Here is a 26,380-nt window from a genome sequence, read left to right as displayed (position 1 = left end):
ACACTGTTAATTTACAAATAACCCTGGATCCATGCTTTTACATAAATGCTATATGCAATTGGCGCTCCGCACCGCGAGAACTTTCTGGCTATAGAGGAACGTTAAGTGGTCGGCGGTGCGGCCTGCCCCGGCTCCCGCCGGGGACCCCCTCCTTGTGTCACAGCCTGCCCCGACTTATCGGAGGTTTTTGCCAACGCGAGAATAAACTAACAACAGCATAATCCTGCATCTCACCACGAGTGCAAAAACACCCCGACTCCACTAATCATTTCTTTGCCATTTTGTTCCGGCAAATACATACCTTAGAAGGTGAATCGATCTGTTTGTCTCTTTGGTTCAATCTGGATTGTGTGTATGATGCTGGTAAGGAGGTTGCCACTGGGACTGACGGGGCTGTGCATTAAGTAATACCTAAGAACGGACTGTAGCCTCTAGAACACAAATAACGCCTTGCCGGTAAATATAATATAATTTTAATGCACGCATAAATGTATTACAGCCAAGTGAAGAATCACTACAGTTCGAAAATAAAAAGTGAACTACCATCAAAAAATGATAAATTTGCATTATGGCAAAGGCAGACTATATCATATCATTGATTAAATCGCATTACAGCAATGAGCCTGAAAGGTTTACTACAACTGCTTTGCAAATAGCTGCGCATGAAGCCAAACTGGGGCATATACTTGTTGCCAACGAGATTAAGACCATCATTGACAAGGCAAAGGAAACAAAACATAAAACCAAAATTTTTACTCCCGAATTACAGGGATTGATACTGGAAAATGTTCCTGCCGTTAATTTATCGGATATCATTGCATCGGAAGATATAAAATCCAAGATCGTTAGGATTGTTACAGAATTTGTACAACGTGACAAGCTCCGCAAACATGATTTGGAAAACCGCAGAAAGATTTTGCTCTCAGGCCCTCCGGGAACAGGAAAAACCTTAACGGCTTCCATTTTGGCCAACGAATTGAACCTGCCTTTATGCACCATCCTAATGGATAAGATGGTTACAAAGTATATGGGTGAAACCAGTGCCAAACTTCGTCAGGTGTTCGATTTAATTGAGCAACGACAGGGCGTGTACCTGTTTGATGAGTTTGATGCCATCGGTGGGGAACGAAGCAGGGATAATGATGTTGGTGAAATGCGCAGGGTTTTAAATTCTTTCCTGCAATTTATTGAACGGGATAATTCCGACAGTCTGATTATTGCAATTACCAACAACAAAGCTTTGTTAGACCAAGCTCTTTTCCGGAGGTTTGATGATGTAATCCTTTATCACCTGCCCAATGGGGATGAAAAACTAGCTTTGTTAAAAACCAGACTATCGCAATTTTCGAAAAAACTAAAATTTACTGAGCTTCTTTCAAATATAAACGGATTAAGCCATGCCGAGATATCGCTTGCGTGTATTGATGCCATTAAAGAAACGGTCTTAAATGAAAAGCTGCAAATGAGCAATCAACTAATTTTAAAAGCTATCAAAGACCGTAATGCAGCATATCATAAATAATTTTAGTAAATGGCAGAATCATATAAACACATTTTTATTACAGGAAATGTAAACCGTGAAAAATACAAAACTCCATCATCAAGGGGTGGCCAGTCACGTATTCCTGTTCGTGACCGGGTATCACAAAGCCAAAAACTGTTAAAGCAGTTTGATGCTATTTGGCAGGCTAAAGCACTGATGCAAAAACAACGTGAGGCAGAACAAATTGCCACAAGAGAAGGAACTTATATTTCTTTCACCAGTGCAGCCGACCATGATTTAATTACTAAAAGTCTGGAAGATCTTGGAAAAGGTATTCGCTTACTGAATATTAAAGAAATTCCTGTTGGAGAAAATCACACACAGATAAGGGCAACAGTATATGTCCCTATCGGGAAAGAGGGATTGTTTATAAGTAAAATAAATTCATATCGTACAAAAAATATTACGACAATTACTTTTTTGAATGAGGTAGACCACGATGCTGTTGCTGGAGTAATTAATCAACTTGGGAATAATATTCGACTAAAAAAAATAAAAGATGTTATAATTAATAATGTGAATAGAACAAAGGCTTCTATTAATTTGCCTGTTGAACAAGAAGATTTTTTCAGAAGTGAGATTCAAAGACTATTTCCAAATACAGAAATAAAAATAACTCCTTCAAATGCTGATTTAGTCAATAGCATTGAAGATGTAAGTGTTGCTCTGTTAGAAGGTTTGTGGACAGATAACTTGCAAATGATTCCTACAGAAAACACAAAATGGTGTGAGGTCTGGTTGAACGTAAATACAAAAGAAAACCTGGAACAAAAACAAATTGCACAATTTCTTACAACACTTGAAACGATTGGCATTGAGGTTAAGCATAACAGTATTATTTTTCCTGAAAGAGCTGTTTTACTTATAAATGCAAACCGGCAAAGCCTTATTGAACTAATGCTGCAAAGCGATTTGCTTGCAGAGTTCAGGGCTGGACAAGAACCTGCAGGATTTTGGGTGAACGAAAGTTCCAAAGAACAACAAAACTGGGTCGAAAATTTACTACAACGAATTGAATTAGTTGATTCAAACGTTAAAGTATGCTTGTTGGATAGTGGGGTAAATAATGGCCATCAACTGTTACAGCCTTTAATTGACGATGCAAACACTTTAACAGTCGATAATGCCTGGGGAACAAATGACCATTCACCTTTGAGAGGAGGACATGGCACTTTAATGGCAGGAATAGCGGGGTATGGGAAACTTGAAGAAGCTTTAATATCTGGAAATATTATTTCACTTACACACAGACTGTGTTCCGTGAAAATTTTACCACGTCCTAATCAGGAAGAAACACCAAAGGAACTTTGGGGTGATGTTACTGCACAAGGAATTGCAAGGGCTGAAATTCAGAATCCCAATATGGTTTTGGTATATTGTATGTCAGTAACATCCACAGAAGATTCTGACAAAGGACGACCTTCTTCATGGTCAGGGGCAATGGATAATTTAGCATTTGGTGAAGGTGAAAATCAGCGACTGATAATAATTTCTGCAGGTAATATTAGTAATGAAGAATCATGGCGAAATTATCCTGATTCAAACTTTACTTCTTCTGTTCAAAACCCGGCTCAATCGTGGAATGCAATAGTCGCCGGAGCATACACTGAAAAAACTAAGGTATATGATGATAACTATCGGGAATATACACCCGTTAGTGACGAAGGTGAACTATCTCCATACAGTTCAACATCTTTAGTCTGGGAGAAAAAGTGGCCAATAAAACCCGATGTCGTATTTGAAGGTGGTAATTTGCTAAAAGCTCCTGATGATATTGTCACTCCACACGAAGATTTAGAATTGTTGTCTACTTCAAAATCATTCAACATTAAACCCTTTGACACAATTAATGCTACAAGTGCGGCAGCGGCTCAGGCTTCGTGGTTCGCTGCAAAAATTGCTTTTGAATATCCTGATGCATGGGCAGAGACCATTCGAGGCTTAATGGTTCATTCAGCACATTGGAATCACGCAATGTTTAATCAAATGAATGTACAGCCAGGCAACAGGACCAGTTTTAGAAACTTATTGAAGGTTTTTGGTTTTGGGATCCCGCAAATAGACCGTGCTTTATACAGTCAGGAAAGTGCATTGACTTTTATTGCTCAGGAAAACATTCAGCCTTTTAATTACAAAGCAGGAAGTAGCAGTCAAGCAGAAACAAACGAAATACACTTTTTCAATCTTCCATGGCCAGGCGACTTATTATTGGGGATGGACCAAATACCTGTAAAATTGCGAATTACACTATCTTATTTTATAGAGCCAGGTGCTGGTGAAATAGGGTGGAAAGATAAATACCGTTACCAGTCACATGGTTTACGTTTTGATATAAACAATTCGGATGAAACTGAAGAGCTCTTTAGAAAGCGAATAAATATTGCCGCAAGAGAAGAAAACGAAGAAATAAGCACCTATTCAGGAAGCAGTCGATGGGTAATCGGAAAGGATAATCGCAGTAATGGATCTATTCATTCAGATTTTATTGAATTGACAGCAGCGGAATTAGCAACCTGTAACCACATTGCAGTTTATCCTGTTATTGGCTGGTGGCGTGAAAGAAAACATTTAGGGAAGGTTGAAAACAGAACACGCTATTCGTTAATTATCTCCCTTGACACCCCGGCTCAAGATGTTCCATTATATACAGCTGTTAAAAATCTTATCGAAATCCCTATAGAAATTAGGACAACATAAAAAACTTAGTTGTTGAAGAAAATCATATAATAGCAATGACCAACGCGAATGTATGACAGAACCAGACGGTAACAAGGTATATAAAACATTTGGCGGGAAGTGCTAATTTTAAGGGCGGTACATTAATGAACATCACAACGATTTGATAGGAAATCGCTTTAAAATGCCAAAAGTTTCATATACCCATCCATTAGACAGCATGCTAAAACTAATGCTAATAATTCAAGTCATTAGGAATTTATTTTTGTATGTACTATAACATATTTGTACAAGATTCAACTCGGAAATTTAACATTCTAGGGATATCCGAAGAAAAAATGCCCAAAGTTGTGAATGCCTACCTTATGGGGGATCCTTCCTTAACCATTTCTGGTAAAACATTTTATTTTGAGGACATTTCAATATTTCGAATTTTTTGTCATGATGATAGTAACAATGATTCTAGAGAGAAAAGTATTGTTTTTTACATGAACAATGAAAACCATCGAGTCAAAACACTTAATAGCTATTATTTGCCAGTAAAAACTCTCAAGATGATTGGGAAGGAAGTTACTGAACAATTTATAGGCGATTATGCATACGGAGAAAAGTCCAAATCAAATCAAACCAAAATTCAAATTAAAAAAGATGATTTCATCAATATAAAAAGGATAGATGAACTTAAGACTATTTCGCATCATAAATTTGATCTCACAAGATTAATAAAACTTTGTGAAGAGCTGAATGACAATTTTATAAGTGGAAATTATTTAACAGTTGGCATGATTGGCAGAACAATAATTAATCATGTACCACCAATTTTTGGACTTAATACATTTGACGAGGTTGCTAACAACTATGGGGAAATGCAAAAGAACACAAGCTTTAAGAAATTAATGCAAAACTTGAATAGGACACTTAGAAACATTGCCGATGGTTATCTCCACCAAACAATTAGACCTTCTGAGACATTACCAAATCTTACCCAGATTGACTTCCGAAAAGAAATGGATGTCTTACTAGAAGAAGTCGTTCGATTATTGAAGAGAAGCACGACCGCATAACAGGTAGGTATATGCAATTAACTCCCCCGCTAACGGGCTCGTTGAGCTCGGTCGCGAATAAAAGCCAATACGATAGATAAAGAGAAAACAGTGACCTCAGTTGGCGCTCCGCACCACGAGAGCTTTCTGGCTAAAGGGGACTGTTAAGTGGTCGGCAGTACGGCCTGCCCCTGACGGGTACCGTCAGGGGTCTCCCTCCTGGTGTCACAGCCTGCCCCGGTTTATCGGGGGTTTTTGCCATCGCGACAATAAACAAAACAACATCAAAATCCCACATCGCACCACGAGTGCAAAAACACCCCGACCTTCTTACAATCGGTACTGGGCACAACGCGCCACTGCGAAGCAGCGCCAACTGTACAAGCCGTCTAACGTTCTTTGCAAGTAAAACAGTAACTATGGGAAATGTTTAAGAGAAGAATACTTATATCAAATGAAGATTTATGTCTGGTTTAAAAGATCATTGTAAAATCTATATCATCGAATCCCAGAGAGATTCGGATATTCTGGACAATCGTACTGAAGGTAGGGCATTGTCTGCTTCATTAGATTTGGCCCAAATTCAAAATATTTATTATCAAGTGGTTACAATTGAAACACTTGAGGAGTGTTTTAGAATTATATCTGATGATATTAGCTTTAATCGGTTGAGAGGCTTAATTGCTCCTTTTATCCACATTTCAGCTCATGGAAATAGAGACGGTATAATTTTAACCGATAATACATTTATCGACTGGGATCGAATGAGACAATATATTGACAAAATAAATGTTGAAATAGGGTTCATAAAGCCTATACCTTCAAAACCTAAATTTAATGTAAGTGTCTTAAATTTGTGCTTTTCAACTTGTGAAGGAATTAATGCAAATAAAATTCAAGGTGATTTATCTGACAATAAATATGTATGTCTGGTTGGCCCTTCTACTTCAGTCGATTGGTCTGATTCATTAATCGCCTTTGTAACTTTTTATCATCAAGTTTTTTATAAAAATAAAACTGCTTCTGAGGCTATTACAAATATGAATGCAGCCTCAGGATTAAATAATATATTTCAAATTTCCAATGGATCTGGTCTAAAGTTGTCCGAGTGAACGTACTAATAAGAATTATTATAATAATGCCTGCACATAACAGGTCGGTATAGATTATTGGCTTCTCCGCATTGCGTGTAAACAGGAAAAAGAAATACAGTGATTTCGGGAAAATGAAGTGCAGTAAATTAGGGAACAAGAGTGCAGTGTTTTCGGGAACAATACTGCAGTGACTCTGGTGTAAAAATATGCCTAATTTCTCGTAAGCTTTCATCAAGTTTTAAAAAATTGTCTGTCTGTTTTGCATTCTGTAACTCTTGCCCTGGAGTTGGATTAACTGGCACTTACAGAGCAAACGGTCAAGCAGAGCAGTAGCCAGGGTCTCATCGTCGACTGATCTGGCCCACTCTGCCGGTGATTTGTTGGTTGTGATTATGAAAGAGGTGGTCTCGTAGATCTGATTTAAGAAGACAAAGAACCGGTTGCCATCTTCCCTTCCAAGAGGCAGAGTCATAACATCATCAATAACAATAAGCTGAGCTTCTGTAAGCCTTTTAAACTCCTTACCTGCGGTAGGGGTGAGTTCTTTCAGCTGCAGGGTGGCCAGGATATCATTCAATCCACAGAGGTATGCCTGAATATTATTTTACCAAGGCATGTATTATATTCAAAATCGTTCTCCTGTATCTTTGTCTTATGGTTGATGTCCACGATAAAAAGACCCGTAGCTACAATATGAGCCAGATCAGGGGTAAGAACACTAAACCCGAAATACTGGTACGTAAGTTTCTGTTTTCACAGGGTTTCAGGTTCAGGCTTCATGATAAAAAATTGGCGGGGAAACCGGATATAGTGTTGCCAAAGTACAGAACTGTCATTTTTGTTAACGGTTGTTTCTGGCATGGTCACGAAGGCTGCAGGTATTTTGTTATACCTAAAACAAGGACTGAATGGTGGGTTGATAAAATTGAGTATAATAAGGTGTCTGATGCTCATAACTTTCAGGTCTTGCAGCAATTAGGCTGGAATGTTTTAATTATTTTTGAGTGTGAATTAAGGAAGTATAACAGAGATAAAACATTAAATGAACTCGTCAGTAAGATACATTGATCTGTTTGCCGGTGCTGGTGGACTGTCAGAAGGATTTATAGGTGCAGGATACGAACCTGTTGCTCACGTTGAGTCTGATGCTGCCGCCTGTTATACCCTTAAAACAAGACTTGCATTCCATTACCTGAGAAGCCAGAATCAACCTGAAATTTATAGCAGTTATCTTAATGGCAGTATTACGCGTGAACAACTATACTCTTATCTGCCGGAAGATTTACTGGCATCAGTAATCAATAAAAAGATAGGCGAGGAAAACGACTCGGTTTTCGGGGAGATTGACAGATTACTTGGTAACGAGAAAATTGATATTATAATAGGAGGTCCCCCCTGCCAGGCCTATTCCCTGGTTGGCAGGGCCAGATCAGAAGACGGCATGAGGAGCGATCCCCGCAATCATTTTTATGTTCAGTATGCAAAGTACCTTGAAAAATACAAACCCAAACTTTTTGTTTTTGAAAATGTACTTGGACTGAAATCTGCAAAAAAAGGCGCCTATCTGGAGAATATGGAAAGGCTCTTTCTGAAAAAGGGCTACCTGATGAAATTATATACTCTCACTGCAGGGAACTTTGGTGTTTTACAGAATAGAAAACGGATTATCATACTGGGCTGGCAGAAAGAGAAAAATTATATTCTGCCTGATCTTGAAAGCATTAATATTGGGGCAGGCTTTTCTGTATGCAATATTTTCAGTGATCTGCCTGAAATAAGTGCCGGACAGGATTATGATAAAGGCATAGAATACAAAACCGGGACCAATGAATATCTCTCTGCCATGATGATCAGAAACGGGAAAGATATTCTTACCCAGCATATTACCCGGCCGCATACGGAACAGGATAAACAGATATATCGTTTTGCCGTAAACAAATGGAATGAAGGCAGGGAAAGGCTTGATTACAATGATCTGCCTGATGACCTGAAAAGCCACAAAAACCGGCATTCTTTTGTTGACCGTTTCAAGGTGGTTGCCCGGGAACTGAGCAGGTCACAGACAGTTGTTGCTCATATTTCAAAGGATGGTCATTATTATATCCATCCAGACATCAACCAGAATCGCTCAATAAGCGTGCGTGAGGCAGCCCGCCTGCAGTCCTTCCCTGACAGCTATTATTTTGAAGGAGTCAAAGAGGGTCATAACCGGACAGCTGCGTTCAGGCAAATCGGGAATGCTGTTCCACCACTAATGGCTGGAAAAATTGCCACATCCTTGAAATATCTTTTGTCAAAAAGCTAAATCAACAGAGAAGTGAACTAAAATGGATGATGATTTAATCCAAAAACTGAAATATTCTTTTATTGGACAAAATGAAGCCTTCTCACTTCCATTGTCGTTGATAGATTCACTTAAACTAATTTCTAGATTTTTTGCATGTAATACAAAAAACAAACTATGTTTGGTTTTTCCTTCAAAGGAAAATGTTGCACAATGGCTTACACTTCCTTATGTTTTATTTCAGATTGAATCAGATTATAAACAATTCAAAAATGAGATAGCAGAGGCATTAGAAACTTATAAGAAAGGTGATTGGATTATTTTAAATAACGATGCCGTTGTTGAATGGATTGGGAAAAAACATGAAGGCTTTGTTTTCAGACATAAAGAATACAATGAAGTAGATACCATAACAGTTGATATTAAAAACATATCAAAAATTCAACCTGCGCCGCCAAATCGAAAAGCATTGTCTAGTTATAAAAGAGTAATTGAAGCTCTCAACAATACAAATAGAAAGCCAATAGATGAAATACTAGGAATAAAATCTTATGATAATAAACTTTTTCAGAAGAATTCTATTTGTTTAGTGAGTAAGATCATTTCATTTGAAAACTCAATATCTAATATTTCATTAAATGGTTCTTATATTGAAGAGTATTTTAAATACAGTAAAATAGATGAAAGCGGAGAAGTAGATTTTACAAACACTCTTCTAATTTCCTCTAATCTTTCAAATCTTTCTTTGTACCTGACACATTCAAAAACAATCTCTAAAATTATTATTGATGGTTTTAATTCCATTTATGAAAGAGGAACTGATTTTTCGGATATCGATGCTAAAAATATTCATACAATACTTATTACAGACTTATCTGAGATAGAGAAGTTTGAAAGTATTGGCAAATTTGGTTTTGAGTTTTTCAATTTCACTAAAGAGAAATTACACCTGGAACAAATAACGAAACTATCACCTTTTTATTCGTTTGAAAAAAAAATTGATAAATACCTTGCGTTCAATGTGGTGAAAGAAATATGTATTGATGAAGATTTGGAAGCAATCACTCAGAAAATTCATTCTATTGAAAAAGATGATTCGAACAGTGACCTGAGTATTCTCAAAGTTTCACTTATTCAAATAACCAATCATATTTCAAGAATTTCACACATATTATCAGAAGTAGAAATTTCAGTTTTAAAGGATAAAATCAACAAGATTGAAAGCTCGTTCTACGATTGTAGAATCTGGTTGGGCGATTCGCAGAATTTAATTGAAGAAAGCATCTCACTTCTCAAATCTGTGGCTGAAAGATTTGCAGTAAGTCCATCTGAAAAGTGCATCAGGTTAAAAACGCTTTTAAACTCAAAACATTACGAATACATTATATGTTCAACTGAAGAAGAAGCAAAGACATTGGCTTCTTCTTTTACTGATAACTCCTGCAAACCTAAGATAATATCTGTAGCCGATGTGAACGACAAACTACTTTCCGGCAGACCGCAGATAGCACTTCTCACCGGGTGGCCTAAGTATACAAATGTTAATAGAATAATTTCATCTTTTCTTTTTTCGGAATTGACTGTACTGTTTTATCAATTCGAGAATAAATATTATAATTCACTTCAAAGGAGGAACCGCAGGTACTGTGAAAACATTAAAACAACAATTAATATTAATGGTATCCGTTCAGAACCCGGTTCTAAAACGAGAAATGGGTTTGACGATCTTTATAATGGCGATGAAGTGGTTAAGGCAGGTTATGAAATTTCGTTTGATGTTTCGGATTTTGAACTGAAACTTGATAGCGCACTGTATTCAAAATATTCTGCAAAAGGAAGTCTTCTTGATAGCATTAAAGCAAAAAGGATAGTTTTTGAAGGCGCTTTTTTTATCTATTCAACCGAATCACATAGATTCCTGGTCATTAATGAATTACTTGAAAAACAGGGGAAGAAGGCAGATATATCCAGAAGAAAAGTTGAATCACTTAAACCAGGTGATATTATTGCATTTATAAGTACAGACAGAGATATTCTGGTTGAATTAGTTGAGAAGAGTACAAACAGACAGAATTTAGCAGCAGTTAAGAAATGGACTGACTTATGGAAAAATTTGTTAAAAGAATATGTTGCCAGAGAAGAAAATGATTTCAAGAAACTTGTTGATGAGTTAAGAAATAATGATTGTAAGAAGCATGAGGTGACAATTAGAACATGGTTACAGGATGAAAACAGAATAGGTCCAAATGATGACTCTGATTTAATCAGCATTGCTATAGTAACAAATTCGCAGGAATTGCTTGATAATATTTCTAAAGTCAGAGATTCAATCAGAAAGATGGTAGGTTGGAGAATGAAAGCTTCTGATTATATTTCAAACCAGATTAAATCACAAATCCATAACATAATCGATGAATCTCTTATCAACTCAAAAGTTGAAATTGAAGGTTTAGGGAGCGTAACGATTCTGAAGGTTGGTAGTATTTCCAATAACTGGGAAGAAATTGATATTCGGTTTGTTAACAGACTAATTGAAAAAGAAACCATATAATGGTAAAGCTCTTACCACCATATATTGACAAGAGCTGTAAAAGCGCAGGTGAGAAAATCCTGTTTGACATTTTCAAAAACAGTCAGTTCACCGCTGACTGGATTATCCTTCATTCACTTAACTTGTCTCAGCACACTGTCCGTTTGTATGGTGAAATAGATTTTTTGATTATGATTCCACAAGGTGGAATTTTTATAATGGAAGTAAAAGGTGGAGATGTAAAATGTATTGATGGTGTCTGGCATTACACCAACAGATATAATGCTGCAAATACCAGCAATGTAGGACCATTCAACCAGGCAAGAGATGCCATGTTCTCTCTACGTTCTGCAATTGGAAAGGAATTTGGGAAAGGGCACAGGTTTACAAAGATTTTATACGGTTTTCTGTGTGCTTTCCCTCATATTAGTTTTAACAAACATAGTATAGAATATGAGCAATGGCAGATTCTTGACAAAGATTCAATCAATAAGGGATTAGAAAACTTCTTTCAAAATCTTACAATACAGATTACTAACAAACACAAAAATCAAAAATGGTTTTCTGAAGAAGAATCATTACCAGATGCAAACGATTTGAATCTGCTATGTGATTTTCTGAGAGGAGATTTTGAAAGAGTGCGTACTGTAAAAGAAAGATTGGCTGAGTTTGATAAAGAAGTAAAAAAATATACTGAAGAACAATACCGGATACTCGATTCAATTCAGCTGAATGAACGAAGTGTTATACAGGGAAGTGCTGGCACCGGAAAAACGATGATTGCGATTGAATCGGCAATAAGAGCTGCCGCAGAAGGCAAAACTGTTTTTCTCACCTGTTTTAACCGTTTAATTGGAGAATGGATGCAAAAACAGATTGAAGAATGGAATGACAGAATTACGGTTTCAAGTTTGCATAGCTTCCTGTTTGAGCAATCAAAAGGTTTTGATTATGATAAAACACAAAGCAGCAGACAAGATTTTTACAGGAAGTATTTACCTCTGTTGTTAAAAGATATTTATCAAAAAGGGATTAGTAAAAAATTTGACAAGCTGATAGTTGATGAAGGTCAGGATTTAATCAGAGAGGACTATCTGAGCTTGTTTGATTCAATGGTATCTGGAGGCTTGTCAAATGGCTCCTGGGAAATTTACGGTGACTTTGAAAGGCAGGCAATATATGCACAGGTTTCAAAGACAGAGATGGTTAATCTGCTGAAAGAATATGGCCAGCACACAAACTTTCTTCTGAAAATTAATTGCCGTAATACAAAGCAGGTTGGTGAAGAAACATCACTGATGTCAGGATTTGAAATGCCACCATTTTTACTGGAACACCTTGAGGGAATCCCTGTTGAGTACTTTTTTTATACTGATGAAGCACATCAGAAAAGTTTACTTGCAGAACAACTTCAAAAGCTTAAAAAAAACAGACTCCCCAATAGTGAATCAGTGATTATCTCCCCAAGAAAATTTGAAAGCTCTTGTGTTGATTCTGTCCCGGGGTTTACAATCAGAGAAATAAAAAACAACAGAGAAATTTCTCCGGAACAGCCATTTTATGGATTTGCAACAGTTCAATCATACAAAGGCATGGAGAGCAATTATGTTCTGATAACTGACATTGAAGATTTATCAAGCGAAATTGCCAGGTCATTGTTGTATATAGCCATGAGTAGGGCAAGATATGGTTTGATACTTTTCATTTCCGAGGCAATGAGAAATGAATACAGGGAAATTCTAAAACGAAAGCTCAGTTGATGTGAGAGAAGACATTCTGAAATTCTTATACAAGGAATTAATAGGTCCCGACCCTGTAAAGCCACACGTACAGGATAACGGAGAAGAAATTTTACTGAACGAGCCACCTAGATTACGTTATGGGGCAGGTGCATTATTCCCACGATCCGCTACTATTGAAAAACTAGATTTTACCTCTTCTGAGGAAGAAAGCATTTTAGAAAACCCCGAAAATGAAAAAAAAGAAGTTGATGACCCTGTAAAAGCAGATGACAGTAATGCCCCTGTTGACATGGCAGAAGACTTTGAAGAAGAAATCGGTCTAGCCAACTCTTTTCTTCCATCGGCAATGGGTTTCAGTTGCTTTTCCAGAATTCCCAAAGATGGTTTTTCTGTTAAAGTCAAAGCTGGAGTTTATGAAATCAGAGATTACAGTTACCTGAAGGAAGATGGAAATGCAATTACAAGAAAAGCATTCTTCAGAATATCACTTGACCAGGAATTTATTCTGAATACGGGTGAAATACCAACACAATCAGGAAAAACCACAGACAAGCATCTTTATGACAAAAACGGAAAAGAAACAAATCTCAAACTGAATATACGTAACAGAACTCATGAAAATGAGAACGGCAAGAACATTCATCTTCTTACTTTTACTCTGATTAATCAGAATACTGGAGGCACAGAAAACATCAGAAATGAAGATTGCTTTTTTCAGGTTTCATTTTCAGTAAGTTCCAGTGAAAAATGCTTCTGCCAATACAAAGCTGCCGCATCAAAAACAGATAAGGACGATGAGAAGTCAAATCTCCTGTTATTCAGGAAGAAAAAGACCTTTGCAGTAGGACATGGTTGCTCTCCATTATGGAACGATAACGATATTGAATTCACAGATTCAATTTCAACCGAAGCAATTCCGGTTTATGAAATGAAGCCAATTGTTCCGAATGAATTGAAAAGTGTTGAACTGAAAATGTTTGACATGTGTGATCTGTCTCGTAAAGATATTACTACACATCTTGTCAGACTAAATTCAAAATACGAATCATGGATAAACCAACAGGAAAAAACAGCACATGATGAATTGAAAGATGAACTGCTCGAAACTGCTCTGAGGCATATCGAGAGTTGTCGTTTATGTTTACAGCGAATGAAGGAAGGGACTGACATTTTGCGAAGCAATGAAAAGGTAAATCGTGCTTTCAGGTTAATGAACCGTGCAATGCTATTACAGCAGCTGCATTACAGTATAGAAACCAGAAACTGGATTATTGACAAAGGCAACATTACAGGCCTGAAGGATGCAATCATTCCTGATATAAATGACAGTACAACATGGAAGCCTGGTCTTGGTTCATGGAGACCTTTTCAGCTTGCTTTTATCCTGATGAATCTTAGTGCAATGTCAGATGCAAGCCATGCAGACAGAGAAATGGTTGACCTGATCTGGTTCCCGACAGGAGGAGGCAAAACCGAAGCATATCTGGGGTTATCTGCATTTACGATTTTCCTGAAAAGATTAAAGAACAAAAACGATGAAGGAACAACTGTGCTGATGCGTTACACACTGCGACTACTGACAGCACAACAGTTTCAAAGGGCAGCATCTTTGATTTGTGCATGCGATAAAATCAGAAAAGAGAATGAGGAAGAATTAGGAACATCAAGAATTTCGATTGGACTTTGGGTTGGGGAATTAACTCCGAATAAAAGGGATGCAGCAAGAAAGGCATTCCAGATAATGGAGCAAGGCAGGGAAGAAGAAAATCCTTTTATTGTTTTGAAGTGTCCCTGGTGCGGCTCACAGATGGGTTATCTGAAAGAGTCCAGAGCAAACAAGGTGAAGGGCTACAAGAGGAGAAAACCTGGAACAAAAGAAACAATCGTTTACCAATGCGATAATCAGCAATGTGATTTTTCGAAACCCGATTATAATTTACCATTGATTGTTATTGATGAAGACATTTATGACTCTCCGCCTACTCTTTTAATTGGGACCGTTGACAAATTTGCGATGCTGACATGGAAACCTGAAGCAAAAACGCTTTTTGGTTTCAGAGGAAACGTCAGACCTTTTTCCCCACCTGAACTTATTATTCAGGACGAGTTACATTTAATTTCAGGTCCATTGGGTTCAATGGTTGGTTTGTATGAAACAATGATTGAAGAACTCTGCACTGCAAACAATATCAAACCCAAAATCATTGCTTCATCAGCAACTATCAGCAGAGCTAAAGAGCAAATCAATTCTCTCTATGGCAGAGGTACAGACAATGTGAATATTTTCCCAGCACAATGTTTAAATGCAGGCGATTCATTCTTCGCATATGAGGATACAACTACCACAGGTAGAATATATGCTGGAATATTTGCATCTGCATTACCCTCACATGCAACTGCCCAGGTGAGAGTAATTTCTGCGTTACTGCAATCGGTAAAATCAATTTCGGTTACAGAAGAAATTCTGAGAGACCCGTACTGGACATCATTGATATACTTCAATAGTATTCGTGAATTAGGTCATGCAGCAACCCTAATTCGTGCAGATATAAGGGAATACATGAATTCTATCTGGATCAGAAAGGCAATCAAAGGGGAAGAAAGAAGGTTTATAAACCGCGACATTGAATTGACAAGTCGTATTAATAGCAGTGACATTCCTGAATACCTGGAGCAACTTTCAAAACCGTGGTCTGGTGATAAGTCAGAATTTCCGGTCGATGTTTGCCTTGCAACCAATATGATTTCTGTTGGAGTTGATATTCCAAGGTTAGGATTAATGACAGTAATCGGACAACCAAAAACCACTTCGGAATATATTCAGGCAACGAGTCGCGTTGGTCGTTCAAAAAAAGGTCCGGGACTTGTCTTAACGATCTATAATTGTTCAAAGCCAAGAGACCGTTCACACTTTGAACACTTCCAGGAATATCATTCGAAAATCTATAGCAAAGTGGAACCGACAAGTGTTACTCCATTTTCAGCACCGGCAAGAGAAAGAGCTTTGCATGCAGTTTTGGTTGGACTAATCAGATGCTATTCAGCTGACCAGAGCGCAAACACCCCAAGGCCCTTTCCACAGATAGAGATTATTGAAAGAGTAACACAAATAATCTATGACAGAGTTAATCTGATAGATGAGGAAGAATATAACAAAACACTGCAATTAATTGAAGAAAAACTTGAGTATTGGAAAAACGAATTACCTCTTGTGTATGGTTCTTTCGGTCAGCAGACAAATACACCATTAATGTACCCGGCTGGAACAAATCCATCTGAAGATATAAAGGTGCGAGCATGGTCAACACCAACATCAATGAGAAATGTTGATTCAACCTGTGAAGCATATGTAATTCCTGCAGAATATATAAACATTGACAACTAAAATATGCCAGCCAAAAAGCCAATAAGAAGGTCACAGTTGATTTCTCCCTGGGGTGTTGGACAGATGATAAACTTCCCCAAAGATGAATCATTAATGGTTGTCGGCCTGGATATATGGGAAGAAAAATTTAGAACGATTTCTGAGTTAGATGAATTCATAATAACTGAAGAACGATTAGCAAAAAGATTAGGAGTAAAAGAATTCAGGTTGCCTCCTGATTTCAGAGATCCGGGCCCCGGTGTTACAAATCCGTCATTGAAAATTCCATTTGTGCGATTCCCCCGATGGCACTATTGTACAAGGTGTGGGCATATGGAAAAGGCATCCATTTACGACTCACAAAAACCAACTTGTTCTGGTATTTCATTTGGTTCAGGCAGGTCATGTAATGAAATTCCCGAAAGAAAAAGACAGCGGTTAATTCCAGTTCGTTTCATTGCAATTTGCCCTAAACATGGGCATATTGAGGATTTTCCTTTTATGGAGTGGGTGCACAATGGTGCTGCTCCTGAGGGCATCCATAATCTACGTTTAAGAGCAGGAAGGAGCTCAGGGGCATTAACAGGCATAGAAATTACCTGTAGTTGCGGGGCATATAAAACCATGGGAGGAGCTTTCAACGAAAGCGCACTTACAAAAATCGGGATAACATGCTCTGGTGGCCGTCCATGGCTTGGTGAAGAAAGAGAGAGAGGTAATACAATACATTGTGGCGAAGAACTCAGAGTGGTTCAAAAAGGTGCGTCAAATGTTTATTTTTCGCAGGTTCGTAGTTCAATATATTTACCGCAATGGGAAAGCTCGATTGACAGAAAGCTTGTTGATGTATTGGAAAAGAACTGGGGTTTTCTCACAACTGGAATGGAGAACGGAAATTTCCAGCGAATGAGATTTGAGTTAGTGGCAGAAAGATTTTTTTCTGAGGATAAAAAAGAATTTTACACTGAACGGTTATTGGATGCAGCATCAAAAAGAATCGCAGGTAAAGACATTTCAGGCACTGATGATTCAGAAGAGAAATACAGAAAGATGGAATATGATGCAATACTTTCTGAATCAGGAGGAGAAAACCAGGATTTCTATGTTACAAAAATTCAGGCAGGCACTTATGATGATTTAGAATCAGGAGGTGCTGTCAGTAATGGTTTCAAAAGTATTGGACTATTACACAAGCTGAGGGAAACAAGAGCTTTTACCGGTTTCTCAAGATGGCTACCTGATGATGGAAAATCTTTGACAGATAAAAGGAATTTCATAAAACTTGGACAGAGCATTGAATGGCTCCCGGCAGTTGTGGTCAGAGGGGAAGGTGTATTCTTTGAATTTAATGAAAAGCGTTTAAAGGAATGGGCTAAGAAAGAAGATGTGATTAACCGGGCAAAATTTCTATCTAACAATTACAACAGACCCAGGGAGGCCAAAGGACATAAACGCAGGGAAATAAAGCCAGAGTTTATTCTGATTCATACTTTTGCTCATTTAGTAATAAATCAGTTTAGTTTCGAATGCGGATACGGCAGTTCATCATTGAGAGAAAGAATCTATTGCAACCTTGAATTTTCTGAAGAAACAATGAATGGGGTTTTGATTTATACTGCCTCAGGAGATTCTGAAGGTTCTTTAGGCGGCCTCGTCAGACAAGGCAAACCTGGAAATCTTGAAACAATTGTGTACAATGCAATAGAAAATTCAAGATGGTGTTCAAGCGACCCAATCTGCATTGATAGTCATGGGCAAGGGCCAAACTCCTGCAATCTGGCTGCTTGTCATAATTGTGCCCTGCTGCCTGAAACATGCTGTGAAGAATCAAACATGTTACTTGACAGGGCAATGTTGATCGGTATCTTGGACAATCCATCAATTGGTTATTTCAATTTCACATTTTGAGTTATAGTTAGCAAGGGTGCGGGTCCATACAAAATCATTTCAGGTTTCCTATGCCCAATTGTAAAATTATTCTTTGCTTGACACCAGTTTTACAACAAGAATAATTGACGGGTTTAGCAAATGTTCAGACCAAAGTAGGGCAAATCTCTGAGGGGAGTCGGTGTAACGTGTTTATTCCGGACAAACTGACCCCTCATTCCGGTTAATTGACCCCCTCCGCCGGAGGCCAACCCCGTGAGGGCAATGGTGAGCGGTTATCAATGAACGATCAACAAAAGTAAAAATTTATTCTCTTCTTCTTTTTCTCATAGATTCTCCTGACAGTTCAAGCCTGTGAGCAGTGTGTACCAGCCGGTCAAGTATAGCGTCTGCAACTGTGCTTTCACCAATGATTTCATGCCACTTAGCAACCGGGAGTTGAGAAGCAATTATCGTCGAGCGTTTCTGGTGACGATCTTCTATGATTTCCAGTAGCATCATCCGTGTCAACTCATCCAGTGGCTGCATCCCGAAGTCATCAATAATGAGAAGGTCCTGTCTTTCCAGGCGTTTTAACTGCCGCAGGTAGGACTCATCGGCTCTTGACATCCGGAGCAATGTAAAAAGCTTCTGTGCATTAAAATAATTGACTTTATAACCAAGCTGACAGGCCTGATGTCCAAGAGCTGTTGCGATATAGCTTTTACCCACGCCTGTTGGCCCTGTAATGAGAACATTGTCGGCGGATCTGATAAAAGAACCGTCAGAGAGGCGCAGAAGTCTGGTTTTATCTATGCCTCTTGAAGAGATGAAGTCTATTTCTTCCATGGAAGCCTGTAGACGGAACTTTGCGTTGCTCAACCGTCGTCCGGCTTTCTGGTTCTCCCTCTCCTGTAGTTCCGCCTGGAGAATGAGGTTTAGCAGCTCATCATTACTGATTGATTGCATATTCTTTGCCGAGATAATGCCTTCGTATGCCGCCCTCATGCCAGGAAGGCGCAAGTGTTGCATTAACTGTATAATTTCATGTGTCATTGTGATCTTGTTTTTATTGTTTAATGGTAATACCCAGCCCCGCGTATGTTTGCATGCGTGGGCATTGCAGTAATCTCCGGCCTTGATTGTATCCTGTCAAGTTTATTATTGATTATCTGCTCTATAACTTTGTAATTGTATACTCCGTATTCCCCGGCTCTGATACATGCTGCAACCAGGCGCTCCCTTCCGGCTTTGCGGTCAAAGGAGAGGATACCGGCACAACTGCGGTAAGTCTGCTCGGGATATGATCTGTTTTCAAGAACCTTCTCTATGTAAGACTTTACATGGGGATCTATCCTGTCAGCCCATTCTATGAACTTTGAAGGGTTCCACTCGCTTACAAACTGATGACTTGATGGAAGATGTTCTTTAACCGTGGTATACTTATAGGGCCTGCGGTCCCGGATATGATAAGCAATACGCTCTCCATGAAGGTAGATACTGACATGGCTGGCCGTGTAAACAATCTTAACCTTTTGCCCTATATACTTGTACGGCACGCATAACAGAGTCCAGAAGATATTCTTTCTGTTGGCTCCATACAGCCCTGACATAGGTCTTGCCACTGTAACCAAGAACCGAGATAAACACCTCTACATCTTTGAACTCACCATTTGCAGAGTCTACAACAGACAGCTTCTTTCCTGCAAAATCAATATACATCTTGTCTCCGGCAACCTGCTCTATGTGAAGTGATACATCCTGGCTCGAAAGCCACTTGCTCAGATAATCACAAAACTGTGTGTAACTGTATCCATCAGGATGGCGCGAACGGTATTCTCCCCATAAGATCTGACGCGTAACTCCAATACGACCCAGCTCTGACTGAACATATGGGAAAAAGTCAAACAATACCGCCTTCTTCTCTTCTGTCTTTGATACAGCCGGGTCGCTCTTTTCCGACAGATACCCTTTTACTGTATTCTTTGATAACCCTAACTCCCTGGCTATAGACTTCTTGCTATATCCAAGACCGTTTAACAACTTAATTTGTCCTCTGACTTCCATGCTTATTGTCCTGTTTGCCATTGATCCCGTTTTTTGCAAAGCAATAAAACGGGTCGCTCACCAAGGGGGTCAATATGCCGGAATGTCAGTCAAAAACTATCCCCAGGGGGGTCAGTTTCGCCGGAATGGCAGTCTTTTTTCCAGTACCGTCAGGGGGTCAATTACCCGGAATGGGGGGTCAATTTCACCGGAATAGGGGGTCAGTTTGGTCCGGAATAAACATAACGTAAGCCTCCGATAAAGGACGTCTTTTAAGTCAATTTGCTCGGGATTAACTTGGCATCATATAAAAAGAGAAGGAGTATGATGACAAGGGAAGAGGTCAGGGAGATAATGAGCTACTGTGAAGAGCAGAATGTCAGCTATAAGACCAGGCTTCAGGAGCTGGACGTTCCGATGTGGAAGTTCTACGATGCCAAACGCAAGTATATCTCCAATGAAGACAAATACGGAGAGTTCCTTCAGCTGTTGCCAGGCAGCCAGTTTTTTCCGACTCCGATAAAACCAGGCAAGACAGGTAGGAGGTCCAGAAGAAGGGACGGCAGTAGCGAGCCGGCAGAAGTGAGTATAGAGCTGAAGACACCGAAGGGGACAATGATGCGTATAAGCGGGAAGCTGACAGGTCGCCAGATACAGGAGATAATCATAGCGTCCTCAGCCAATGTTCAGTCTTGAGGAAGAGTTCCGGTACTGGCTCTACAGTGATCCGACAGACATGAGGAAGAGCTACTATACATTGAGTGGTCTTGTTAACAACAAGATGGGAACCGATCCGAGGAATGGGGACGTTTACATCTTCATCAACAAAAGGAGAAACCGGATAAAGTTGTTGCACTACGAGACAGGCGGCATGGTGATCTACTCGAAGATGCTGGACAGGGGAACGTTCGGGATGCCGATATCTGACACGGAAGGTGTTGTATCGACATCGTTAAAATGGGGAGACCTGAGGAAAATGGTTGAGAGAATCATGTCAGATCCTGATAGTCGTCAGGCACGTCTTGATGGGCTGAAAAGCATGTGGAAAAAGTAGAAGAAAGAGTGCAGTGGGCTTGCAGATATCATCGTTTTTGTGTAGCTTTAATTTATTGAAAGTGAGACAGGGTGATGACTTCAGAGCAAGAGATAGCAGTACTTAAAGCGGAGAATGAAACTCTCCGCAAAAGAGTTGTCACACTGGAGGATCAATTGTACTGGCTTCGCAAGAAGGTGTTCGGAAAGATGAGCGAAAAGAACCTTCCGCTTGATCCTGCGGTACTTAGCGAGCCGACACTCTTCGGAGAAGAGATGACGGAAGAAGAGAAGGCAGCGCTGGAAGCGGAAGTGGCGAAGGCAAACGCGGCGGAGCTGAAAGTCATCAAAGTAAAGACCTTTGAAAGGAAGCCTCGCAAAGCGATAGATACAGGCAATCTTGAGGTGAAGGAAGAGCACATCTATCCGGAGGTTGCAAACAAAGAAGACTATACAGAGCTCGATCCGGAGATTACGGAAGTTCTGGTATATGTTAGCGAGCAGCTATACGTCAGACGCATCATCCGTCACAAGCTGGTTCTCAAGTCAAATCTTCAGATAAAGGATCCCGAAAGAAACGTTTTTGAGATGGCTCCACTGCCGGCGATGCCACTTCCTAAATGCATGGCCTCTGCATCGCTTCTGACAGATATCATAATACAGAAGTTTTTCTACCACATGCCCTTTTACAGGGTAATACAGAAGTATAAAGAACTTGGAGACACGATCAGCAACTCGACGATGAATGACTGGTACGCGGCTACGTGCGAGAAGCTGAAGCTACTATACGATATCCTTAAACGAGAAGTGTTGTCGAAAGACTATATACAGGTTGATGAGAGCACGTTGCCGGTGATAGACAATGAGAAGCACCGTGCGGTGAAAGGTTATATGTGGTGTACCAGAGCGGTAGAAGATCATCAGGTAGTGTTCCATTACGACATGGGCTCAAGGGGCTACGAAACAGCTCGCAAGTTGCTTCGCGGATACCGTGGCACCATACAGGCTGATGGTTATGGCGCATACGACCAGTTCGAGGGAGATCCTCGCATACAGGTCATAGGCTGCTGGGCACATGCAAGAAGGAAGTTCAGCGATGCCATAGAAGAGGATAACAGAAAGGCAAGTGAGGGTCTCATATACATAAACAAGCTATATCACATCGAGAATGAGGCAAGAGAAGCAGGGACGAGCGCTGAGGCTCTTAAGGATAAGCGCCGGAAAGAGTCCTATCCTGTAATCCTGGAGTTTGAGAAATGGATGTACGATACGGTGAGCAAGGTGTCTGAAAACAGCAGGATGGGTAAGGCGATCAGCTATACACTTCCTCTGCTTCCCAGACTCAGCCGTTATGTCAACGACGGGAGGTTCCGGATAGATAACAATCTTGTGGAGAATGCCATCAGACCGCTTGCCCTGGGCAGGAAGAACTTCCTGTTCTGCGGGAATCACGATGCAGCCATCAGAGCTGCAATTATCTACTCACTGATCGGCTCTTGCAAGGCAGCCGGAGTCGACCCGAGACAATGGATGGAGAGGACGTGCTTGTGCGTATATCCGGATGCGAGAAAAACCAGGATGCACTTACTGAACTCCTTCCGAACCACTGGACAAGAATCGACCCAAATCAGGCGTAAAAGATCCAATCCGGAACTATTTGGAACAAAAAAGACCAACTTGCAGCCAAGTTGCGCCTGGTTGGTAAAATCGTTCACAAGTTGTATCATTAGTAATCAAAATGTATAAATCAAGTCGTCTTTAATCGGAGGCTTACGGTAACACTTACTGCCCATACCCGCTGGCCGTTAGGCCCAATTGCAAGACAATCAATAACTTGATAATTTCGCAATTATAACTTAATTGCTTGAATAACCTGAAAGTTAATCTCAAACGATGAAAGTGACCAACAAGAAATATGTCTTCATATTTATTCTTGTCTTATGTAATTCAGTTACTGCCCAGAAAGCTGAATTGTTGTTGAAACTTACACAACCTGACGGACAGAATGCTTCTGGATCCGTTCTTATTCAGGGCGACACGACCATCTCTGATAATCAATTCATATCGCCTGAAACCTATATTCTTAAGAATATTACCGGGATCGATGACTATTTTGTGAACGTTGAAGACATTGTCCTTGCGGGTAATCCGTCATCTAATGGCATCATAAACCTTATTTTCAGGAACTTTCAGGAACCTAAAGGGATAGTCTCAATATTTGATCTTAAAGGAGCCTTGCTTGGGAAATTATGCCTGCCGGAAGAATTGTCCATGACAATAAGGACAAATCCCGGTTTGCACATTATTACCTTTTCGGATGCCTCATCGGGAAAGTCATTTAAAGTTATTAATACAAGTTGCATTATTACTCTAAACATCATCAGGGAACATGAAACCCTTTCTCTTGATGCTAAAAAGAACTTATACGGAAAGGGGACAGGAGCTGTCAATGAATACACAGTTGATTTTAGCAATTCCAACCTTGATTACTATACACAAGCCTTTTCTGTTGCTCCCGGGAGTATTTTCACCATTGATAAATCAGTCAACTGGAGCCTTAAAGTTTTCTTGTATTCCGCGAATACAAACACAGGAACAAAGGTAACAGTAAAAAATACAAGCACATCAGCATTGCTGGACGAAGAAACAACTGCAACAGGAACACTTGCAAAGCAGACCTTGCAGGAAAGGTTTGACAACACAAAAGGAATAAACCTCGAATACCTTCTTACAGGAGAATACACAGATACTGCAAGAATACTGAAGACCCAGTTCATTAACGACGAGGTAGTTCTTGACACTTTAAGGAGAGGACATTTCTACGTTACAATAAACGGAAACGGACAGACATACACCCTGAGAAGGGGCTCGACTGTCCTTGCAACAGCATCCGTAGGCCAGCAGTCATTATTCAAGGTCCAGGGGGACCAGACATCAATAGATGCAGAAGTATCAGGGACAGGACTTGTAACAAAAACAGTTCCCCTGTCAGTAATCAAAGGAATTACAGCCCAGACAATAAATCTTGATCCGGCTGAACGCAGCCATGCATTGACAGTAAATGCTCTTAGCAGCATCCTTGGAAAAACAATAAAGAACGGAACAATGATTTACAAGGTAAACACTGCAAACCCCTCGGATACTGCATGGGTAAGCGTAACAAGCGGAGCAGCATACTTCAACTGGAACGACAACACCCAGACGGAAACAATCAAAGTAGGAAGCAGGGCAGTTCCAGGACACAGCGCAAACGAAATAACATTCTTAATGGACGACAACGAAACAAGAAATATTACATTCACAGGAAACTTATATAGTGCTATAATTAATTTCCTCGTGCAGAACCAGTTTAGTGAAAATGTCTCAGGTGCTTCAATATCAGGAGGCGATGCAGCAGTAACAACAGGCGCAAATGGAAAAGCAACTGCAATAAAAAGCAACCTTTTGACAGATGTGAACAACGTTCCTTATGCGAGCTACTCATTCTCATTCACGATAACAAAATCAAACATACAGACAAGCACTCAAAACGTAAGTGTAACAGCAGGAACAAACCCTGAAAAACTACTCAGCGTAGTCCAAGAATATGAGCACTGGCTATACGGAACAGCAACAAGCCCTAACGGCGCGCTTGCAAGAGCATGGAAAGACGGAACGCTAATACAAAGCGCAACAGTTTCAGGAAATAGTTATGCAACAGCACACATAAAGAGGATAACAAAAACATTTACAGCAGACAGTGTAACCATATCAATGAGCAATTATGTAACATTCAAGCAGACGGGCGTCGTATTTGTCGACGGAGGAACAAAGCTTGAGGCAACACTCCAGAGACTATACTCACATTGGCTCTACGGAACAGCAACAAGCCCAGACGGAACACTTGTAAGAGGATGGAAAAACGGAGAGCCAATATATTCAGCAACAGTCTCAGGAAATGCATACGAAACAGCACACACACAAGAAACATCTGCAACAGTAGCACTTGACAGCCTAACATTCGAACTGGACGGATATGCAAGGCAGTCAGAAGTGAACGTAACACTCGCCGAAGGCGCAAACAAAAAGGAAGCGACACTAACAAGAATTCCGCTGGCAGTTAGAGATTTCTACGTAATTGTATATAATGTGCAAGGAGATTTAGTTCCTAACTTCACACAGACATACACCCTTGCAGATGGAACAGTAAAAACATTCACATCAAATGCTCAAGGAATTATGCATATTAATTTCACAGAATATGATACTTTAACAGAAAAAGCAATAGTTGATAACACATCATCTGAATATAATGATTTACAGATATATCAAAAGCTTGATCAAGCATTATCAGAATTAAATTATAGTCAGACTCCTGCATTTAATGGACTTCCACAAGTTGCAGAATTGAATATGCATAATTTGCCAGATACATTAGCACTATATGTAGTGGAACAAAATATACCAACACCAGAGTATCTTGTAGGCACATATGGTACAATAATACCTGTAGATCATGCAGTAATCAGAGACATGATGGGTGGAAGAAATAATGGCAAAACAACCAAGTTTATGTCTACTGCCTCAGTTCCGACTATAGAAGTAGTCCAGTTTTTATTTAATTATACAACAGGAGCAGCAATAGAACAGACACAAATTGATAGAGCTGCAGCTGAACTAAATAAAATACTCACAATATACACACTCAATAACGGAAAAAAACTAATGAACTACACCTCCTATCAGATAAGCAATTTCGCTGACTCAAGATGGCAAGCAATAGTTGCCAGAGGAGGAACTAACTGTACATATACAACATTTTATACAGGAAGTCCATACAATGGAGTAACATTAACAACAACAAACTCTCCAAATGGCGAACGAATAATAAAAAGCTCAAACTCAACATACAGCACAGGAAGCACTAATGGACAGATTAGTTCAGAAGTATATGAAAGCATCAACAGCAATAATGATCCTCCTGAAGATACAACTCCTTGGATTTATACATCAACAGGAGAAATAACAGAAGCAGGAAAAATAATAGCAAGAATAATATACACATTTAATCCAGGAACACCTACAAATTGAATTCTCTGTTATTTAATAATAAAGCAACTGGGCCTAACAGGTCGGTGCTATGAAAGCATAAATCCGATATGATTAATATTGACCAAGTTA

General features: G+C 39.5%; 18 protein-coding genes. 14 read left to right on the top strand and 4 right to left on the bottom strand.

Translation table 11 applies throughout. The features are described 5' to 3' along the window. The first annotated feature begins 568 nt into the window (after positions 1-568). The 4 genes from NWE93_15010 (at position 569) to NWE93_14995 (ending at position 6,374) form a co-directional block, all read left to right on the top strand. Positions 569-1,522, top strand: a complete 954-nt coding sequence (locus NWE93_15010) for an ATP-binding protein (GenBank protein MCW4001538.1) — start codon at positions 569-571, stop codon at positions 1,520-1,522. A 9-nt stretch (positions 1,523-1,531) separates the two neighbouring features. Further along, positions 1,532-4,240, top strand: coding sequence for a S8 family peptidase (locus NWE93_15005; protein ID MCW4001537.1), 2,709 nt, complete (start codon positions 1,532-1,534; stop codon positions 4,238-4,240). Between the two features lie 317 nt (positions 4,241-4,557). Then, on the top strand, positions 4,558-5,283 hold the full coding sequence (locus NWE93_15000; protein MCW4001536.1) for a hypothetical protein: 726 nt from the start codon (positions 4,558-4,560) through the stop codon (positions 5,281-5,283). A gap of 443 nt (positions 5,284-5,726) precedes the next feature. Next, positions 5,727-6,374 (top strand): hypothetical protein, encoded by a 648-nt coding sequence (locus tag NWE93_14995; protein MCW4001535.1) that lies wholly within the window; start codon positions 5,727-5,729, stop codon positions 6,372-6,374. 220 nt (positions 6,375-6,594) lie between these two features. Here NWE93_14995 and NWE93_14990 read toward each other — a convergent pair whose 3' ends face one another. Next, positions 6,595-6,954 carry an ATP-binding protein gene (locus NWE93_14990; GenBank protein ID MCW4001534.1) on the bottom strand — a complete coding sequence of 120 codons (360 nt, stop codon included), beginning with the start codon at positions 6,952-6,954 and terminating at the stop codon, positions 6,595-6,597. Between the two features lie 56 nt (positions 6,955-7,010). On the opposite strand from NWE93_14990, the gene vsr reads away from it, so the two are divergent. From vsr to NWE93_14960, 6 genes are read left to right on the top strand one after another with little or no spacing between them, the layout of a single operon-like run. Continuing rightward, positions 7,011-7,424, top strand: coding sequence for a DNA mismatch endonuclease Vsr (gene vsr, locus NWE93_14985; protein ID MCW4001533.1), 414 nt, complete (start codon positions 7,011-7,013; stop codon positions 7,422-7,424). Then, entirely contained in the window at positions 7,399-8,661 is a 1,263-nt protein-coding gene (locus tag NWE93_14980) for a DNA cytosine methyltransferase (GenBank protein MCW4001532.1), read from the top strand. The genes vsr and NWE93_14980 overlap by 26 nt, the downstream gene beginning before the upstream one ends. A gap of 22 nt (positions 8,662-8,683) precedes the next feature. Continuing rightward, positions 8,684-11,191 carry a DrmE family protein gene (locus NWE93_14975; protein MCW4001531.1) on the top strand — a complete coding sequence of 836 codons (2,508 nt, stop codon included), beginning with the start codon at positions 8,684-8,686 and terminating at the stop codon, positions 11,189-11,191. Further along, complete coding sequence (locus tag NWE93_14970) at positions 11,191-12,930, top strand: NERD domain-containing protein (protein MCW4001530.1); 1,740 nt, start codon at positions 11,191-11,193, stop codon at positions 12,928-12,930. The genes NWE93_14975 and NWE93_14970 overlap by 1 nt, the downstream gene beginning before the upstream one ends. A gap of 1 nt (position 12,931) precedes the next feature. Continuing rightward, positions 12,932-16,297, top strand: coding sequence for a helicase-related protein (locus NWE93_14965; protein ID MCW4001529.1), 3,366 nt, complete (start codon positions 12,932-12,934; stop codon positions 16,295-16,297). A gap of 3 nt (positions 16,298-16,300) precedes the next feature. After that, positions 16,301-18,184, top strand: a complete 1,884-nt coding sequence (locus tag NWE93_14960; GenBank protein MCW4001528.1) for a DUF1998 domain-containing protein — start codon at positions 16,301-16,303, stop codon at positions 18,182-18,184. Positions 18,185-18,469: 285 nt separating this feature from the next. Here the strand turns inward: NWE93_14960 and istB are convergent, their stop codons facing one another. From istB to NWE93_14945, 3 genes are read right to left on the bottom strand one after another with little or no spacing between them, the layout of a single operon-like run. Further along, positions 18,470-19,198 carry an IS21-like element helper ATPase IstB gene (gene istB / locus NWE93_14955; GenBank protein MCW4001527.1) on the bottom strand — a complete coding sequence of 243 codons (729 nt, stop codon included), beginning with the start codon at positions 19,196-19,198 and terminating at the stop codon, positions 18,470-18,472. Between the two features lie 20 nt (positions 19,199-19,218). After that, a complete protein-coding gene (locus NWE93_14950) occupies positions 19,219-19,701 on the bottom strand; it encodes a hypothetical protein (GenBank protein ID MCW4001526.1) in 483 nt (160 codons plus the stop codon). Then, positions 19,670-20,209 (bottom strand): hypothetical protein, encoded by a 540-nt coding sequence (locus NWE93_14945; protein ID MCW4001525.1) that lies wholly within the window; start codon positions 20,207-20,209, stop codon positions 19,670-19,672. Before NWE93_14945 ends, NWE93_14950 begins: the two co-directional genes overlap by 32 nt. Positions 20,210-20,485: 276 nt before the next feature. Between NWE93_14945 and NWE93_14940 the strand changes: the two genes are divergently transcribed. From NWE93_14940 to NWE93_14925, 4 genes are all read left to right on the top strand, one after another. Next, positions 20,486-20,884: a hypothetical protein gene (locus NWE93_14940; protein ID MCW4001524.1), complete on the top strand. Its 399-nt coding sequence runs from the start codon at positions 20,486-20,488 to the stop codon at positions 20,882-20,884. Next, entirely contained in the window at positions 20,871-21,242 is a 372-nt protein-coding gene (gene tnpB / locus NWE93_14935) for an IS66 family insertion sequence element accessory protein TnpB (GenBank protein MCW4001523.1), read from the top strand. The genes NWE93_14940 and tnpB overlap by 14 nt, the downstream gene beginning before the upstream one ends. Positions 21,243-21,316: 74 nt before the next feature. Next, complete coding sequence (locus tag NWE93_14930) at positions 21,317-22,966, top strand: IS66 family transposase (protein MCW4001522.1); 1,650 nt, start codon at positions 21,317-21,319, stop codon at positions 22,964-22,966. Positions 22,967-23,113: 147 nt separating this feature from the next. Next, positions 23,114-26,290: a hypothetical protein gene (locus NWE93_14925; protein ID MCW4001521.1), complete on the top strand. Its 3,177-nt coding sequence runs from the start codon at positions 23,114-23,116 to the stop codon at positions 26,288-26,290. Positions 26,291-26,380: the final 90 nt, after the last annotated feature.

Source organism: Candidatus Bathyarchaeota archaeon (genome assembly GCA_026014735.1).
Lineage (GTDB): Archaea > Thermoproteota > Bathyarchaeia > Bathyarchaeales > Bathycorpusculaceae > Bathycorpusculum.
The sequence above is the reverse complement of the archived record's forward strand: the minus strand, read 5'-3'. Positions and strand labels throughout refer to the sequence as shown.